12 protein-coding genes are annotated in these 17,242 nt (G+C 60.8%); 3 read left to right on the top strand and 9 right to left on the bottom strand.

The features are described 5' to 3' along the window. Positions 1-556: 556 nt before the first annotated feature. From AC245Y_RS02270 to AC245Y_RS02255, 4 genes are all read right to left on the bottom strand, one after another. Positions 557-7,177, bottom strand: coding sequence for a M10 family metallopeptidase C-terminal domain-containing protein (locus AC245Y_RS02270; protein WP_487762862.1), 6,621 nt, complete (start codon positions 7,175-7,177; stop codon positions 557-559). Positions 7,178-7,755: 578 nt separating this feature from the next. Further along, a complete protein-coding gene (locus AC245Y_RS02265; protein ID WP_017992994.1) occupies positions 7,756-8,559 on the bottom strand; it encodes an anti-sigma factor family protein in 804 nt (267 codons plus the stop codon). Next, on the bottom strand, positions 8,556-9,161 hold the full coding sequence (locus tag AC245Y_RS02260) for an RNA polymerase sigma factor (RefSeq protein WP_011650536.1): 606 nt from the start codon (positions 9,159-9,161) through the stop codon (positions 8,556-8,558). The genes AC245Y_RS02265 and AC245Y_RS02260 overlap by 4 nt, the downstream gene beginning before the upstream one ends. Before the next feature lie 48 nt (positions 9,162-9,209). Beyond that, positions 9,210-9,746 carry a tetratricopeptide repeat protein gene (locus tag AC245Y_RS02255; RefSeq protein ID WP_017992993.1) on the bottom strand — a complete coding sequence of 179 codons (537 nt, stop codon included), beginning with the start codon at positions 9,744-9,746 and terminating at the stop codon, positions 9,210-9,212. Between the two features lie 168 nt (positions 9,747-9,914). On the opposite strand from AC245Y_RS02255, the gene AC245Y_RS02250 reads away from it, so the two are divergent. From AC245Y_RS02250 to AC245Y_RS02240, 3 genes are all read left to right on the top strand, one after another. After that, positions 9,915-10,967, top strand: a complete 1,053-nt coding sequence (locus tag AC245Y_RS02250) for a type III polyketide synthase (RefSeq protein WP_017992992.1) — start codon at positions 9,915-9,917, stop codon at positions 10,965-10,967. Then, positions 10,964-11,467: an isoprenylcysteine carboxyl methyltransferase family protein gene (locus AC245Y_RS02245; RefSeq protein WP_017992991.1), complete on the top strand. Its 504-nt coding sequence runs from the start codon at positions 10,964-10,966 to the stop codon at positions 11,465-11,467. The genes AC245Y_RS02250 and AC245Y_RS02245 overlap by 4 nt, the downstream gene beginning before the upstream one ends. Positions 11,468-11,543: 76 nt before the next feature. After that, the gene (locus AC245Y_RS02240; protein WP_017992990.1) at positions 11,544-12,791 is read left to right on the top strand and encodes an NAD(P)/FAD-dependent oxidoreductase; all 1,248 of its coding nucleotides are present in this window, start codon (positions 11,544-11,546) and stop codon (positions 12,789-12,791) included. On the opposite strand, the gene AC245Y_RS02235 is transcribed toward AC245Y_RS02240, so the two are convergent. Genes AC245Y_RS02235 through AC245Y_RS02215 form a run of 5 tightly spaced genes read right to left on the bottom strand, consistent with a single transcriptional unit; the run spans position 12,781 to position 17,216 of the window. Further along, positions 12,781-13,317, bottom strand: a complete 537-nt coding sequence (locus AC245Y_RS02235) for a gluconokinase (protein WP_017992989.1) — start codon at positions 13,315-13,317, stop codon at positions 12,781-12,783. The genes AC245Y_RS02240 and AC245Y_RS02235 overlap by 11 nt on opposite strands. A 28-nt stretch (positions 13,318-13,345) precedes the next feature. Further along, positions 13,346-14,299 (bottom strand): peptide ABC transporter ATP-binding protein, encoded by a 954-nt coding sequence (locus AC245Y_RS02230; RefSeq protein ID WP_017990325.1) that lies wholly within the window; start codon positions 14,297-14,299, stop codon positions 13,346-13,348. Continuing rightward, entirely contained in the window at positions 14,296-15,312 is a 1,017-nt protein-coding gene (locus AC245Y_RS02225) for an ABC transporter ATP-binding protein (RefSeq protein ID WP_003545651.1), read from the bottom strand. Before AC245Y_RS02225 ends, AC245Y_RS02230 begins: the two co-directional genes overlap by 4 nt. Further along, positions 15,312-16,202, bottom strand: a complete 891-nt coding sequence (locus AC245Y_RS02220) for an ABC transporter permease subunit (protein WP_003545650.1) — start codon at positions 16,200-16,202, stop codon at positions 15,312-15,314. The genes AC245Y_RS02225 and AC245Y_RS02220 overlap by 1 nt, the downstream gene beginning before the upstream one ends. Positions 16,203-16,211: 9 nt before the next feature. Beyond that, the gene (locus tag AC245Y_RS02215) at positions 16,212-17,216 is read right to left on the bottom strand and encodes an ABC transporter permease subunit (RefSeq protein WP_003545649.1); all 1,005 of its coding nucleotides are present in this window, start codon (positions 17,214-17,216) and stop codon (positions 16,212-16,214) included. Positions 17,217-17,242: the final 26 nt, after the last annotated feature.

Below are 17,242 nucleotides of genomic sequence, written 5' to 3'. Positions count from 1 at the left end.
AGACATTTCCAGCCGCCCAGAAGCCAAAGCTTGTCATGATACACGAATTCTCCAGCCGAATCGCGCGGTTGCCAACCAGCGACGGCTATCAGCTTCAGACTCGGTGCCGGGAACCCCGGTGCCCCGCTATAAATCCACCCGAGAATAAGACAAAGAACGACCAGCGGAAATACGCGGAAAAACAAAAGCCGGTTGACGTTTAAATTCATGATTTCATCCAGAACCACTCGTGGAGAGCAGGCGTTTATGACCGCACAAGTACCTTCATTCGCACAATCGCCGATCGTCACAACTTCAAGGCCGCCAACAACGGGGCGGACCAATGCGACGCTCTTGTGTTAATGGTTGTTTCTGTGGATCAGCCACTTTGAGTTTCATCACCGGCCTAAATCCCCACGGCGACGAAGAGCCGAGCTAAATTCTGATGACCTCAATTGCCGGAAAAAATGGTGTCGTTCAATCCCCTTCCCTCATCTCCTCCACAAATCGCCGTCATCCGCTCCGCCGAAGCATGCTCGATCTCCCCCGCAGGGTTTACCAGGAGGTCCGATTGGGTTCACGCAAAAAAGAAATCCCCCGAGTCTAGGCTCGTCAAGGCTACGTTCCTCAACACTATGGTGTTGTCGATATCGGCTGTAACGACTGTATCGTTGCCATACTGACTGGATGCGGCAAAAAGCGATTCCCAGTCGGCGAAAATGCTGTGGTCGATCCTGATCGTGTCATGTGCGGAGCCGGTTGCCACGAAGTTTGTGATCGTATCGTGGCCCCAGTTCAGCGAATAAATGAAGACGTCGGCTGCCGCTCCACCAGTGAGGGTATCGTTGCCGGCGCCACCCGTCAGCGCATTAAAACCACTGCCGCCGACGATCACGTTGTTAAGCGCATTCCCTTCTCCGGCAAACGGCCCAGTTCCGATATAGGTGAGGTTCTCGACATTGGCGGCAAGCGTATAGCTCGCCAGGTTCGCGCGAACCGTGTCGGTCCCCTCATTCGCAACTTCGGTGACGATGTCGCCGGCATTGTCGACGATATAAGTGTCGTTGCCCGCACCGCCGATCAAGCTATCCGCGCCTGTCCCGCCATTCAGCACATCATTGCCGGCGCCGCCGGTGATCGTGTTGGCGAGCGCATTGCCGGCGCCAGTGAAGCTGGCGGATCCCGTATAGGTCAGGTTCTCGACATTGTTGCCGAGCGTATAGCTGACAAGCGCCGTCCGGACCGTGTCCGTCCCTTCGTTCGCGTTCTCAAACACGATGTCAGTCGCAATATCGACCACATAGATGTCGTCACCCGTCCCACCCAACATCGTGTCGGCACCAGCCCCGCCGATCAAAGTGTCGTTGCCCGCAGCCCCCATGAGCTTGTCGGCAGCAACACCACCTATGATAATGTTGTCGAGCAGATTGCCCGCCCCGGTAAAGGCTGCCGTTCCGATGTAGGTGAGGTTCTCGACATTGGCCGCCAATGTGTGGGCACTCAGGTTCGTCCGAACCGTGTCGATCCCTTCATTGGCGGCCTCAGTGACGACGTCGCCGGCATTGTCGACGATATAGATGTCATTGCCCTCACCGCCGATCAAACGATCGGCCCCTGCCCCGCCATTCAGCGTATCGTTGCCGACACCGCCGGACAGCGTATCGATCGCAGCGCCACCGGTGATCACGTTGTCAAGATCATTGCCTGTTCCGGTAAAGGCTGCCGTGCCGATATTGGTGAGGTTCTCGACATCGCTGCCAAGCGTATAGCTTGCCAATGTCGTGCGAACCGTGTCGGTCCCGGCGTCGGCAGCTTCGGTGACGAGGTCGCCGATATTGTCGACTATATAGGTGTCGTCGCCAGCACCACCGATCAAGGTATCCGCACCGCCCCCGCCATTCAGCGTGTCGTTGCCGATACCGCCGGTGATGATGTTGGCCAGCGCATTGCCCGTGCCGATGAAGCTGGCGGATCCCGTGTAGGTCAGGTTCTCGACATTGATCAGTGCGGCGATCGAGTAGGCTGCGAGCGCCGTGCGGATTTCGTCGGTGCCGGCGCTGACTGCCTCGTTGATTACGTCGGTCGCACTGTCGACCACATAGATGTCGTCGCCCGTCCCGCCCGACATCGTGTCGGAACCGCCCCCGCCGATCAATGTGTCGTTGCCGGCGCCGCCGATCAGCGTGTCATTGCCGGTGCCGCCATCCAGCGTGTCATTGCCGACGCCGCCGGTGATCGTGTTGGCAAGCGCATTGCCGGTGCCGGTGAAGTTGGCCGATCCCGTATAGAGCAGGTTCTCGACATTCGCCCCCAGTGTGTAGGCGGCCAGCGTCGTGCGAACCGTGTCAATACCCACCTCGGCCGCTTCGGTGACGAGGTCGCCGGCATTGTCGACGATATAGGTGTCGTTGCCCGCACCACCGATCAAGCTGTCCGCACCGGCCCCCCCGTCCAGGATATCGGCAACTGCCGCGCCCCTGATCGTGTTGTCGAGGCTATTGCCCGTCCCGGCGAAGGCTGCTGTTCCGATATAGGCGAGGTTCTCGAGATCGCTGCCAAGCGTATAGCTTGCCAATGTCGTGCGAACCGTGTCGGTCCCGGCGTCGGCAGCTTCGGTGACGAGGTCGCCGATATTGTCGACGATATAGGTGTCGTCGCCCTCACCGCCGATCAAGCTATCCGCACCGGCTCCGCCATCCAGCGTGTCATTGCCGGCGCCACCGGAAAGCGCATCGGCGGCAGCGCCACCCGTGATCGTGTTGTCGAGATTGTTACCGGTACCAGCGAAAGTTCCTGTGCCGGCAAAGCTCAGGTTCTCGACATTGGCGGCAAGCGTATAGCTCGCCAGGTTCGCGCGAACCGTGTCGGTCCCCTCATTCGCAACTTCGGTGACGATGTCGCCGGCATTGTCGACGATATAAGTGTCGTTGCCCGCACCGCCGATCAAGCTATCCGCGCCTGTCCCGCCATTCAGCACATCATTGCCGGCGCCGCCGGTGATCGTGTTGGCGAGCGCATTGCCGGCGCCAGTGAAGCTGGCGGATCCCGTATAGGTCAGGTTCTCGACATTGTTGCCGAGCGTATAGCTGACAAGCGCCGTCCGGACCGTGTCCGTCCCTTCGTTCGCGTTCTCAAACACGATGTCAGTCGCAATATCGACCACATAGATGTCGTCACCCGTCCCACCCAACATCGTGTCGGCACCAGCCCCGCCGATCAAAGTGTCGTTGCCCGCAGCCCCCATGAGCTTGTCGGCAGCAACACCACCTATGATAATGTTGTCGAGCAGATTGCCCGCCCCGGTAAAGGCTGCCGTTCCGATGTAGGTGAGGTTCTCGACATTGGCCGCCAATGTGTGGGCACTCAGGTTCGTCCGAACCGTGTCGATCCCTTCATTGGCGGCCTCAGTGACGACGTCGCCGGCATTGTCGACGATATAGATGTCATTGCCCTCACCGCCGATCAAACGATCGGCCCCTGCCCCGCCATTCAGCGTATCGTTGCCGACACCGCCGGACAGCGTATCGATCGCAGCGCCACCGGTGATCACGTTGTCAAGATCATTGCCTGTTCCGGTAAAGGCTGCCGTGCCGATATTGGTGAGGTTCTCGACATCGCTGCCAAGCGTATAGCTTGCCAATGTCGTGCGAACCGTGTCGGTCCCGGCGTCGGCAGCTTCGGTGACGAGGTCGCCGATATTGTCGACTATATAGGTGTCGTCGCCAGCACCACCGATCAAGGTATCCGCACCGCCCCCGCCATTCAGCGTGTCGTTGCCGATACCGCCGGTGATGATGTTGGCCAGCGCATTGCCCGTGCCGATGAAGCTGGCGGATCCCGTGTAGGTCAGGTTCTCGACATTGATCAGTGCGGCGATCGAGTAGGCTGCGAGCGCCGTGCGGATTTCGTCGGTGCCGGCGCTGACTGCCTCGTTGATTACGTCGGTCGCACTGTCGACCACATAGATGTCGTCGCCCGTCCCGCCCGACATCGTGTCGGAACCGCCCCCGCCGATCAATGTGTCGTTGCCGGCGCCGCCGATCAGCGTGTCATTGCCGGTGCCGCCATCCAGCGTGTCATTGCCGACGCCGCCGGTGATCGTGTTGGCAAGCGCATTGCCGGTGCCGGTGAAGTTGGCCGATCCCGTATAGAGCAGGTTCTCGACATTCGCCCCCAGTGTGTAGGCGGCCAGCGTCGTGCGAACCGTGTCAATACCCACCTCGGCCGCTTCGGTGACGAGGTCGCCGGCATTGTCGACGATATAGGTGTCGTTGCCCGCACCACCGATCAAGCTGTCCGCACCGGCCCCCCCGTCCAGGATATCGGCAACTGCCGCGCCCCTGATCGTGTTGTCGAGGCTATTGCCCGTCCCGGCGAAGGCTGCTGTTCCGATATAGGCGAGGTTCTCGAGATCGCTGCCAAGCGTATAGCTTGCCAATGTCGTGCGAACCGTGTCGGTCCCGGCGTCGGCAGCTTCGGTGACGAGGTCGCCGATATTGTCGACGATATAGGTGTCGTCGCCCTCACCGCCGATCAAGCTATCCGCACCGGCTCCGCCATCCAGCGTGTCATTGCCGGCGCCACCAGTGATCGTGTTGGCGAACGCATTGCCGGTGCCGGTGAAGTTGGCGGACCGGGTGTAGGTCAGGTTCTCGACATTGACCAATGCGGCGATCGAGAAGGCTGCAAGCACCGTGCGGATTTCGTCGGTGCCGGCGCTGTCCTTGATCACGTCGCTCGCACTGTCGAGCACATAGATGTCGTTGCCGGCACCGCCGTCAAGCGCGTCATTGCCGGCGCCGCCGTCAAGCGTGTCGTTGCCAGCGCCGCCGTTGATCGTATTCGCGAGACCATTTCCAGTTCCAGCGAAATCGCCGGTGCCGATGAAGGTCAGCTTTTCAACATTATTGGTCAAAGCATAGGAAGAAAGCGTCGTCTTGACCAGATCGGCTCCTTCATTCGGCCTCTCAGTGACGACGTCGGCAAGGTTATCGACAATATAAGTGTCATCGCCCGCTCCGCCGATCAGTATGTCTGCTCCAGCCTTTCCGTCCAGCGTGTCGGCACTTGCCGCACCCCGGATCGTGTTGGCAAGGTCATTGCCTGTCCCGGTAAAGGCAACTGCGCCCATGTAGGTGAGGTTCTCGACATTGCTACCAAGCATATAGCTTGCCAGTGTCGTGCGAACCGTATCGATCCCCTCATTGGCGTTTTCGGTGACGACGTCGGAAGCGTTGTCGACGATGTATGTGTCATTACCCGTCCCGCCGATCAGCCTGTCGGCGCCAGCCCCGCCGTCCAGCGTGTCATCACCGGCACCGCCCGACAAAATATCGATGACCGCGCCACCGGTGATCGTATTGTTGAGGTTGTTGCCAGTGCCGATAAAGGCAATCCGTCCGAAGTTAATGAGGTTCTCGACGTTGGCGCTCAATGTGTAGCTCGCCAGGTACGTCTTCACCGTATCTATGCCCTCGTCGGCGTTTTCAATAACGGTGTCGCCGTCACCGTAAACGACGTAAATATCGTAGCCGCCCCCCCCAGCGAGCGAGTCATCTCCCCAGCCACCACTCAGGGTATCGTTTCCTGCCCCACCAGAGAGAGTATCGTCGCCTGTCCCGCCAGTGATTATATTGTCGAGGCTATTCCCGACACCGGTAGAATTGCCACTACCTGTGAAGTATAGGTCCTCGACATTAGCATTGTCCGCCAGCGAATAAGCCGCAAGATCGGTCCGGATCGTGTCAGCGCCGCTGTCGGCCGCCTCGACCACGACATCGCCGAGATCATCGACAATATAGGTATCGTTGCCCGCACCGCCGATCAGCGTGTCGGCGCCGGCCTTCCCATCAAGCCAATCAATACCTGTCCCGCCAGTGATCACATTGGCCGCCGTATTGCCAGTACCGGAGAACCCAAAGGTGCCAATGTAGACCAGGTTTTCTACGTTGGTGCTGAGTGTATAAGAACCCGTCGTCCGGACCGTGTCCGTCCCCTCATCGACATTCTCAATTACAGCATCGTTGGCATCGTCGACGATGTAGACGTCGTTACCCATCCCGCCCGACATCTTGTCGATTCCGGCACCGCCATCGAGTGTGTCATTGCCGGAATCGCCAGTAAGGGTATCGTTTCCGGCATTGCCCCAGAGCGCATTGTCCGCCTCGTTGCCGACAAGCGTATCGTTGCCGGAGCCGGCCCGAACGTTCTCGATCAACGACGCGACATTGTCATGATAAAGAAGGGCGTTGAAAATGTTACCGCGGGCATAGCCATTATTCGGACCTCCGCCCAGGTCGGCCAACTGGCTCTGGGAAAAGACCGAGTAGCCCCCTGCTCGCAAGTCGATCTTGAGGGCGGTGGTATAAGCGCTCAAATCATAGGTATCGATACCGCCGCCGTCCCAGATTGTCGCGAAGATGCGGTTGGCAGCGGGCGTGATGGCCGCAACGCCGTTGACATAAGTGATGCCCTGGTTCGGATTCCACTTGTAGACGGTATCGCCGCTGTTCGTCGTGTAGTCCGCACCATACATTTCCTGCAGGGCGGCGATGTCGAGCATCATGAAGGTTTGTGGCGCGCCATCATGCTCATACTTATAGCCATATAAGTTATCTCCGACAAATGTGCGGTAGGTCATGATGGTATATTCGAGCGAGTCGTAGGCACCCGGAACGACTGTCAGATTGAGATTATACCCTTCCTGAGCATGTTTCAGTCCGAGAGCGTGACCCAGCTCATGCGCCAAGGTATGGCTTGCATAGTTGCCGAACCTCGGAAAGCGAAGATCATCTTCGGTGCCAGCATATTCCGTTCCGAACCAGACATCGCCGCCGTGGCCGCCGATAATTGGGGTATAGGCCCATGCCGTCGGAGGTAGGGACGATTGAGCGAACCGCACCGTTGCGGTACCCGCGCTTCCGGCCACAAAGTTGGCGTTCGTGAACCCCTCGACGGAGAAGCCGTCATTTGCCGCATTCCCATAGGACTCCTCCATAAAGAACAAGGCGAGAGACTGCTGCTGCGACGAAATTGAAGAGAAAGCATAGTCTTTCTCGCCGCTATAAGCATAAGATGTCGCGGTGGTGGGAAACGCATAGGTTATCGTTCCGTCCCAGGCAGTGCCGCTGAAGAGCCCGTCAACTTTCTGATCCCCAGTTAAGCTGACGTCCTTCGTCGAAGTAATAAGATTCGTCATAAAATACCCGTTTGCCTATTCCAGTCGGCCGCGCCTAATGCCAGTTTCCCTCTGCCGCAAATCAGGGGAAAATTCAACTAAAAGCTTTATTTCGCTTCAGGAAAGTTTTTTGACCCTAAGTAACTAACGCTCCTGAAGCGCTTTCTCCGCAACCTCTATCGAAGGCCAGAAGACATATTCCAGGATTCTGTGCTCGCCCGTCCGAACCATCGCAATTGCTGCCACGGCGGCACTTAAATTGACGTTACGGTCATCTGCTGAAATTTAATAAGTCTCAGGCTCGATGATATCGGGAAAGCGAGAGATCCGCATTGTTTCGGCGCTGCCGAACGTTGTCTCCGCCTGTTGTGCCGTGGGGTTCGCCCTCACGGCGTGCCGCGTCGGGTTCAAGATCGCACCTGCTGCAATTCGGTGACGTCGGCTGTGATCGTTCCATAGCGAGTGAAGGGAAAGGCTTCGAGCTTGACGACAGCGTCTGTCCGACCGTGATGAAGCCGATGTCCTTGTTCAAAGAATCAATTTGGAGCTCAAACGCGCTCCCAAGAAAAACCGGCGAAGCTGAAGTCCCGCTGAGCTGGTCAGCTTGAAAGCCTGCTCCGGGCGTTCTCCGCCAATTCCTGCACCCGATCTACGGGGATGCGGCCGATCAGCATGAAAGCGTGCGTCGCGTTCGACCAATAGACGACATTCATACCTTTGCGGCTTTCGAGGTCCGGCGCCGTCGACCCCTTGTCAGACTTGACGATGCAAAGCGCCATCGGCCCGGTCTGGGGGTCGAGATAGGCGATCTGGGCGAGCGCCTTACCGTCATATTGCAGCAGCAGCGCGCGTTTGAATTCGATGCCCGGGAGCGACACGGCTTCGGGGGAGAGCGACAGGCCGAGTTTTTCGTCGAGCGGGCCGAGCTGGGCGGCCTGGTCCTCCCTGCCGGGGGCGGGGCCGGCCAGGGTTTCGGCGGTATAGAGCGAAATATAGTCGGCGACCACGGCGCGCCATTCGCTGTTTTCGTCCTTTGCCGAAAAGCGTGCTCCGATGCCGATGACGGCGCGATCGATGGCGATGCCGGCGACCAGCGAGGCGGCGAGCGCGCCGAGGAAGCGGCGGCGGCTGGCGAATGCGGGCGCGAGGCCGGATTTTGCGCTCTGCTGCGCCGGGATGGCGGCGAGCATCGCCTGCAGCTTCTCGCGCGGCGCTTCCGATAGGAGCGGGGCGAAGGCTTGCTTGAAGGGCAGGCTGGCGCGCGCCAGGAATTCCAGCCGCTCGGCGGTGCTCTCGTCTTCGTTCACAATGGCTTCAATGCGCGCAGCCTCTTCAGCCGTCAGCTCGCCGTCGATGAAGGCGGTCAGGTCCTCGTCGGAGGGAATGGTGTGTTTCGTCGTCATGGCCGTCCCCCTTCCGGTCCGGCGTCGGAGAGCTTGGCGCGGGCCGCAGCCAGCCGGCTCATCACAGTTCCGATCGGGATATCCAATATGCCTGCAACCTCGCGATAGGAAAGTCCTTCCACATAGGCGAGGAAAACCACCGTCCTTTGCGCCTCGGGCAGCGCGTTCACCTGTTTCAGCACCTGACCCGCCATCACATGGGTTTCGGTGTCGTGCGCGCCGTCGAAGGTCAGCGTCTCCCCGGCATCGACGAAACCCTGGCCCTGGCGCACCCGGCGCGAGCGGATCTCGTTCAGCCAGATCGAGTGCAGGATCGAAAACAGCCAGCGGTCGAGCCGGGTGCCGGGGATGAACTGATCGGCGCGCTCGAGCGCGCGAAGGCAGGTCGCCTGCACCAGGTCGTCGGCGACATCGCGCTGATGCGAGAGAACGAGACCATAACGCCAGAGCCTTGGCAGATTTTCCGTCAGGCCGCTCCTGATATCCGCTTCGCTCGCGATGGCCGCCTCCGCCAATCCTGCATCCCTCGAAACCGCCGGATGAACCGGCGATTCCATTCTCGCGCGACTATAGGCAGGAAAATGGGTGCGCGCGACCGACATTCTTACATCCCTTTCGTGCTTCCGTTTTCCCGCCCCGTGGCCTGCTGATCAGATCTTCGAGGGATCGAGGATTGCAGCGTTCAGATCCTGATATTCCTCGCAAGCCGTACCGCAGATCGCCTTGATTGACTTCAGCTGGTCCTTGGCGAGATCGAGCTGACCCTTGATGACATAGGCTTCGCCGAGGTATTCGCGGACCTTGGCGTATTGCGGGTCCATTTTCACCGACTGCAGATAATAGGAGATGCCCTCGTCGGTACGGCCGAGCTTGCGGGTGGCATAACCGCGATAATTCAGCACTTCGGCGGTGTTCTGGTCCTTGACCGTGTCGAGCACGGCAAGCGCCTCCTCATAGCGGCCGGCCTTGGCCAGCGAATAGGCATAGTCGGCGCGGTTCTCGTCGGAGACGTTGGCGCTCTGCTGCTTGACGCATTTCTTGGTCTTCTGGTCGTAGATCTCGCCCTTTTTGCAGACCGGTGTCGTGCTGCTATCATCGCCGATCGCAAAAACCGGGCCGGAGACAACAGAAGCGGCAAGGCAGCCGCCGAGAATGATGGAAGCGATGCGGGCTGTCATGATCGTCATGGGGAAACTCCTCGAAAGTGACGTTGCGGGGAGAGAACACCGCTGCATCCAGCTTTATTCGGCTGCTGCTTGCATTTCTTTCTTCACCCTTTCGTGAAGCTTCAAAGCTGAATAATTTGGGCGTCCGCGTGTTTTCCTTCGTTCCGCCGGAGGGACAAGGAGAATTCTGTGACCGATACCGTCAAACTCGTCAGCCTCGCCGTTGCCACGCCCGAACATGTCATTTTCCAAAAGCAGGCGGTCGAAGCCTCGGCCCGGCTATTTGCCGACCGCTTCGAGGATTTCCGCCATCTTGCCCGCGTCTTCGATAGCGCCGGCATCGACAAGCGCCATGCGGCGCGGCCGCTTGCCTGGTTCGACGAGCCGCATGGCTGGCGGGACCGGATGCAGGCCTTTGCAGAGGTGGCAGGCGGGCTTTTCGTCGAGGCTGCCAGCTCGGCCCTTCGCCAGGCAGGGCTTGAGGCCGGCGATGTCGACTGTGTCGTGACGGTCTCCTCCACCGGTTTTACGACACCGAGCCTCGATGCACAGCTTGCCGGCCGGATGGGTTTCAGATCCGATATCGAGCGCGTGCCGGTCTTCGGGCTCGGCTGTGCCGCCGGCGTGTCGGGCTTTGCGATCGCCTCAAGGCTGGCGCGGAGCCGGCCGGGCGCTGTTGTGCTTTTCGTCTCGATCGAGCTTTGCACGCTCGCCTTCCGGCTGGACGAACTGACGCGGCCGAACATCATTGCGACGGCGCTTTTCGGCGACGGCGCGGCCGCCTGCGTGCTGCGATCAGGCGAGAACGGGCTGGCGGAAGTGGAATCGACCGGTGAACATCTTTTTCCCGACACGCTCGATATCATGGGCTGGAAGATCGATGACGGCGGCTTCGGCATCGTGCTGGCGCAATCGCTGCCGCCCTTTGCCGAAAGGGAACTCGGCCCGGCGGTAACGGCCATTCTGGCCCGAAACGGGCTGAGGGTGCAGGATATCGACCGCTTCATCTGCCATCCCGGCGGCATGAAGGTGCTGACCGCGATGGAGAGTGCGCTTTCGATGGCGCCGGGCACGCTGGATCACGAACGCGCCGTGCTTGCCGAATACGGCAACATGTCCTCGCCGACCATCCTGTTCGTGCTGGAGCGGGCGATCCGTGCCGGATTGCCGGCGCGCGCCGCGATGATCGCCATGGGGCCGGGCTTTTCGGCGAGCTGCGTGACGCTCAGGAGGGTCGCGTGATGTGGCCGTCGATCGCGCTCCTTGCCTTCGTGACGCTGCAGCGGCTGGGAGAGCTCGTGCTCGCCCGGCGCAATACGGCAGCACTTCTTGCCAGAGGTGCCAGGGAGGTGGCACCCGAGCATTATCCCGTCATGGTGGCGCTGCATGCGAGCTGGATCATCGGCCTCTGGCTCACTGCACCAGGCAGGCCGGTCGCGCTCTTCTGGTTTCTGGTGTTCATGGGGCTGCAGGCGCTGCGGCTCTGGGTGCTGGTGACGCTGAAAGACCGCTGGACGACGCGCATCATCATCCTGCCCGGTGCGCCGCTCGTCAGATCCGGGCCCTATCGCTTCCTCCGGCATCCGAACTATGCGATCGTCGTCGGCGAGATCGCCGCCCTTCCCCTCGCCTTCGGCCTGCCGCTTTACGCGATCGTCTTTTCCCTTCTCAACGCGCTTATCCTCTATGTCCGCGTAAAGGCTGAAAATGCCGCACTGAAAAGCGCAATGATTTTGAAATGAATGCGATTTTCCGTTTGCGTCGCGGTATCGGCACGGGCATTTTCACGCCGATAAACAAAGCGGAATGCAAGCGGAAATGACGAAGAACGCAATCGTGCTCGGCGCCGGCATCGTCGGGGTTTCCACGGCCATCCATCTTCAGCGGCGCGGCCGGCAGGTGACGCTGATCGACCGCAAGGATCCAGGCAACGAAACCTCGTTCGGCAATGCCGGCCTGATCCAGCGCGAAGGTGTGGCACCCTACGGCTTTCCCCAGCAGCTCGGGCTTTTACTGCGTTATGCTCTGAATAATCGCATCGACGCGCATTATCATCTGCGCACACTGCCGAGCCAGATCGCCTTTCTCGCTCGCTACTGGAGGAATTCCAATGCGCGTCGCCACGCGCTCATCACCCGGGCCTATGCACCGCTGATCGAAAATTCGGTTGTCGAACACAAGGATCTGATCGAGGCGTCGCAGGCCGAAGGGCTGATCCGCAAGGACGGCTGGATAAAAATTTTCCGCACTGAAGCCAAGCGCGACGGGGCTTTTGCGGAGGCAGCACTTTGGCAGAATGAATTCGGCGTGGAGTATGACAGCCTGACTCCGGCCGATATCGCCCGCATGGAACCTCATATGACCGGCGATTTCGCCGGCGGTATCCGCTGGCGCGATCCCTGGTCGGTGCTCGACCCGCATGCGCTGACATCGGCCTATCGCCGCTATTTTGAAAGTATCGGCGGCCGCTTCCTGACGAGTGACGCCGCCTCGCTCGGTCCGTTCGGCTCCGGGTGGAAAATCATGACTGCGGAAGGTCCGCTCGAAGCCGACGATGCTGTAATGGCGCTCGGCCCCTGGGCGGCCGTTGCGACGCGCCGGCTCGGCTACTCCTTCCCGCTCGGCGTCAAGCGCGGCTATCACATGCACTATGCCGCCGAGGGCAGTGCCGTGCTCAACAACTGGACATTGGATGCCGAACGCGGCTATCTCCTTGCGCCGATGCGCCGAGGCATCCGCCTGACGACAGGGGCGGAGTTTGCAACGCTCGACGCGCCGAAGACGCCGGTCCAGCTCGACCGCGCCGAAGCCGTGGCGCGTACCATCTTCCCGCTCGGAGGCAGGCTCGATCCCGAACCCTGGATGGGGGCGCGCCCCTGCACGCCGGATATGATGCCTGTTATCGGCAAGGCGCCGCGCCATCAGGGCCTGTGGTTTGCCTTCGGCCATGCCCATCACGGGCTGACGCTCGGGCCGGTGACCGGCCGCGTGCTTGCCGAACTCATCACCGGCGAGACGCCGTTCATCGATATTGCGGCCTATTCGCCGCAGCGTTTCAACCCGTGATGCCGAGAGAAGCGAGACCTTTGAGAGCAGTCGCCGCGATGCCATCGATCGTATCGTCGATATCGACGGTGACGACGCCCGGCTCGCCTGTGGGTACCTCAAGTGTCGCCAGCTGGCTGTCGAGCAGCGAGGCCGGCATGAAATGTCCCTTGCGCTCGCCCATACGCTTCATCAGCAGCGCCCTGGAACCTTCGAGATAGACGAAGAACAGTTTGCCGCCGGCAGCGGCCCTCAGCCTGTCACGATAGAGGCGCTTCAGCGCCGAGCAGGAAACGATGATGCCCTTGCTCTTCTCCAGCGAGGCCTTGATGTCTTCGCCGATGCGGTCGAGCCAGGGCATCCGGTCCTCATCGGTCAGCGGAATGCCCTTCGACATCTTCTCGACATTGGCGGCCGGATGAAGCGCATCACCTTCGACGAAGGCCAAGTGCAGGGCCTCAGTGAGTTTCTCGCCGACAGAGGATTTGCCGCAGCCGCTGACCCCCATGACAATGATCGCATGAGGTCTGTTCATCTGCTCCGACATGATTTCCTCCTCAAACCTGCGTTCCCGCTCAATCGAGCGGGAAATGACAGGCATATTGATGTGCGCCTTCCCCAGTTAGTTCGGGAGAAACCTGGCGACAATGGTCCTGCGCCTTCCAGCAGCGCGGATTGAAGTGGCAGCCCGACGGCGGCTTCAGCGGCGAAGGCAGTTCGCCCTGCAGGCGGATGCGGGTCTTTTCGCGATCGGGATCGGCGATCGGCGTCGCCGACAGCAAGGCTGCCGTATAGGGGTGGCGCGGCCTGGCGAAGACCTCGGCGGCGGGACCGGTTTCCACGGGACGGCCGAGATACATCACCATCACCTCGTCGGCGATGTGATGGACGACGGACAGGCCGTGCGAGATGAAGAGATAGGCAAGCCCCATCTCCTTCTGCAGGTCCATCAACAGGTTCAGCACCTGCGCCTGGATCGAGAGATCAAGCGCCGAGACCGGTTCGTCGAGCACCAGCACCTTCGGCCGCAGCATCAGGGCGCGGGCAATGGCGATGCGCTGGCGCTGGCCGCCGGAGAACATATGGGGGTAACGGCCATAATGCTCCGGACGCAGGCCGACGCGCGCCATCATCTCCTCCACCTTGCGGCGGCGGGCGGCGGCGTCGAGATTGGTGTTGATCTTCAGCGGCTCTTCGAGGATCGAGCCGACCTTCTGGCGCGGGTTGAGCGAGCCATAAGGGTTCTGGAAGACGATCTGCACCTGGCTGCGCAGGCTGCGATCGCCGACATGGGCGGGCTTGCCGTCGATCAGCAATTGCCCCGATGTCGGGTTCTCGATCATCGTGACCAGGCGGGCGAGCGTCGACTTGCCACAGCCGGATTCGCCGACGACGGCGAGCGTCTTGCCGGAATGCAGGCTGAAGCTGACGCCGTTCAGCGCCTTGACGGTGGCATCGGCTTTGAAGAGCCCGCGATTGACGGTGTAGAAGCGGGCGAGATCCCTGCCCTCCAGAACGGCGCCCGTCATACGAGATCTCCTGCAGTTTCAACGGCCATGATGCCGGGATGTCCGAGCGGCTTGCCGTCCTTCAAAGGATAGTTGCAGAGCGCCAGTCCGAGCTCCGGTCCCTGGCGGACGACACCGCGATCGCATTCGACCGTGGCGAAGCCGCAGCGCGGCGCGAAAAGACAGCCTGTCGGGCGACCATGCTGGCCGGGAACGACACCGGCGATCGAGGGAAGACGCTGGCCGACTTTGGCGCGTTCGGGGAGGGCTGCGAGCAGAGCTGCGGTATAGGGATGATGCGGATCGCGGAACAGTGCCCTCACCGGCTGTTCCTCGACCTTCTGGCCGGCATATTGCACCTGCACGCGTTCAGCGGTTTCGGCGACGACACCCATATCGTGGGTGATCAGCACCAGCGCCATGCCCTGCTCCTTCTGCAAGCGAACGAGCAGATCGAGGATCTGTGCCTGGATCGTCACGTCGAGCGCGGTGGTCGGCTCGTCGGCGATCAGGAGCTTCGGATTGCAGGCGAGCGCCATGGCGATCATGACGCGCTGGCTCATGCCGCCCGACATCTGATGCGGGAAGTTCGACAGCCGCTCTTCCGGCGCCGGAATGCCGACGAGGTTCAAGAGCTCGATCGAGCGTTGGCGGCGCTCCTTGCGGTTGAGACCCATATGGAAGCGCAGGGTCTCGCCGAGCTGGAAGCCGACCGTGAAGCACGGATTGAGGCTCGACATCGGCTCCTGGAAGATCATCGCCATATCCTTGCCGACGATCCTGCGGCGCTGGCGGGCGGAGATGTCGCGAAGGTCCTTACCGTCGAACTGCATCCGGTCGGCGGTGATCTTCGCCGTCCAGGGCAGAAGCCCCATCAGGGCCAGCATGGCAACGGATTTGCCCGAGCCGGATTCGCCGACGACCGACAGGATCTCACCCTTGTCGCAGGCAAGCGACACACCGTCGACGGCGCGGAAGAGACCGGAAGAGGTCTGGAATTCGACCGTCAGATTTTCAATCTCGAGGAGTGGCATCACGACCTCTTCAGTTTGGGATCGAGCGCGTCGCGCAGGCCGTCGCCCATCAGGTTGATGGCGAGAACGGTGATGAGGATGGCAAGACCCGGAAACGTCACCACCCACCAGGCGCGCGAGATGAACTCACGGGATTCGGCCAGCATCGTCCCCCATTCGGGTGTCGGCGGCTGGGCGCCCATGCCGAGAAAGCCGAGGGCGGCGGCATCGAGAATCGCCGCCGAGAAGGCGAGCGTCGCCTGAACGATCAGTGGCCCAAGACAGTTCGGCAGGATCGTCTTGAACATCAACCGGAAGGTGCCGGCACCGGCGACGCGCGAGGCGATGACATATTCCTTCTCGCGCTCTGAAATGACCGAGGCGCGTGTCAGCCGGACGAAATGCGGCTGGTTGACCAGCGAAATCGCGATCATCGCGTTGGTGAGACCGGGTCCCAGCACGGCCACCAGAACGAGAGCGAGCAGCAGCGACGGGAAGGCCAGGATGATATCCATCAGGCGCATGATTGCGGTATCGACCTTGCCGCGGAAAAATCCGGCAACGAGGCCGATCAGGACGCCTGAAATGACCGAAAGCGTGACGACGACGACGCCGATGAACAGCGAGAACCGCGCGCCGTAGATCAGGCGCGAAAGGATATCGCGGCCGACGGCGTCCGTTCCGAGCGGGAAGGAGGCGCTGCCGCCCTCCATCCAGGCCGGCACGGCCAGCAGCACCGCACGGTTCTGCTCGTTCGGCGCATGCGGCGCAAAGAGCGGCGCAAGGACTGCGACGACCAGGATGATGGTGAACACCACGAGGCCGATGACGGCGCCCTTGTTGCGGGAGAAATAATGCCAGAACTCCGCAAGAGCGGATGGCTGGCCGGTTTTGACGGTGACCGTGCTCATGAACCGCTCCTAATGACGAATGCGCGGATTGATGAAGCCGTAGAGAACATCAACAATCAGATTGACCAGCATGATGACGCCGGCGATCAGCAGAAGACCACCCTGGACCACGGCATAATCGCGCTTGAAGACCGAATCGACCATCCATTTGCCGATGCCCGGCCAAGAGAAGATCGTCTCGGTGAGGATGGCGCCGGCAAGAAGAACGCCGATCTGCAGACCGATCGTGGTGATGACAGGAATCATCGCGTTGCGCAGCGCATGCACGCCGACGACGCGTAGCGGCTTCAAGCCTTTCGAGCGCGCGGTGCGGACATAGTCCTCACCCAGAACCTCGAGCATCGCCGAACGCGTCTGGCGCGCGATGACGGCGAGCGGGATGGTCGCCAGCACGATGGTCGGCAGAATGAGGTAGCTGACGGCCGAGGCGAAGGCTCCCTTCTGCCCCGACAGCAGGCTGTCGATCAACATGAAACCGGTAACCGGCTTGAAGAAATACATCAGCGAGATGCGGCCGGAAACCGGCGTCCAGCCGAGATAGCCGGAGAAGAAGATGATGAGCAGCAGACCCCACCAGAAAATCGGCATGGAATAACCGATGAGGGCAACACCCATCACGCTCTGATCGAACCACGTGCCTCGCTTGACGGCCGCAAAGACGCCGGCGGGCACGCCAAGACAGACGGCGATGATGATGGCACAGAGCGAAAGCTCCAGCGTTGCCGGGAACAATGTGAAGAACTCGCCGAGAACGGGCCGCTTGGTGACGATCGAGGTGCCGAGATCGCCTTGCAGCACTTTTCCGAGATAATCGAAATACTGCACATATATGGGCCGGTCGAAGCCGAGATCGTGCATGATCTGGGCGTGGCGTTCCGGCGCCATCACACGTTCACCCGACAAAAGCATCACGGGGTCGCCGGGGATCATGCGGATGAACGAGAAGGCTATCAGCGAAACGCCAAGGAATGTCGGGATCAGCACCGCGAGGCGGCCGATGAAAAAACGCAACATAGCAGGTTTTCCAATAGTTTCCGGCG

This window comes from Rhizobium sp. SRDI943 (genome assembly GCF_057653695.1).
Note: the sequence above shows the minus strand (reverse complement) of the source record. Positions and strands in the feature narration are given on the sequence as shown.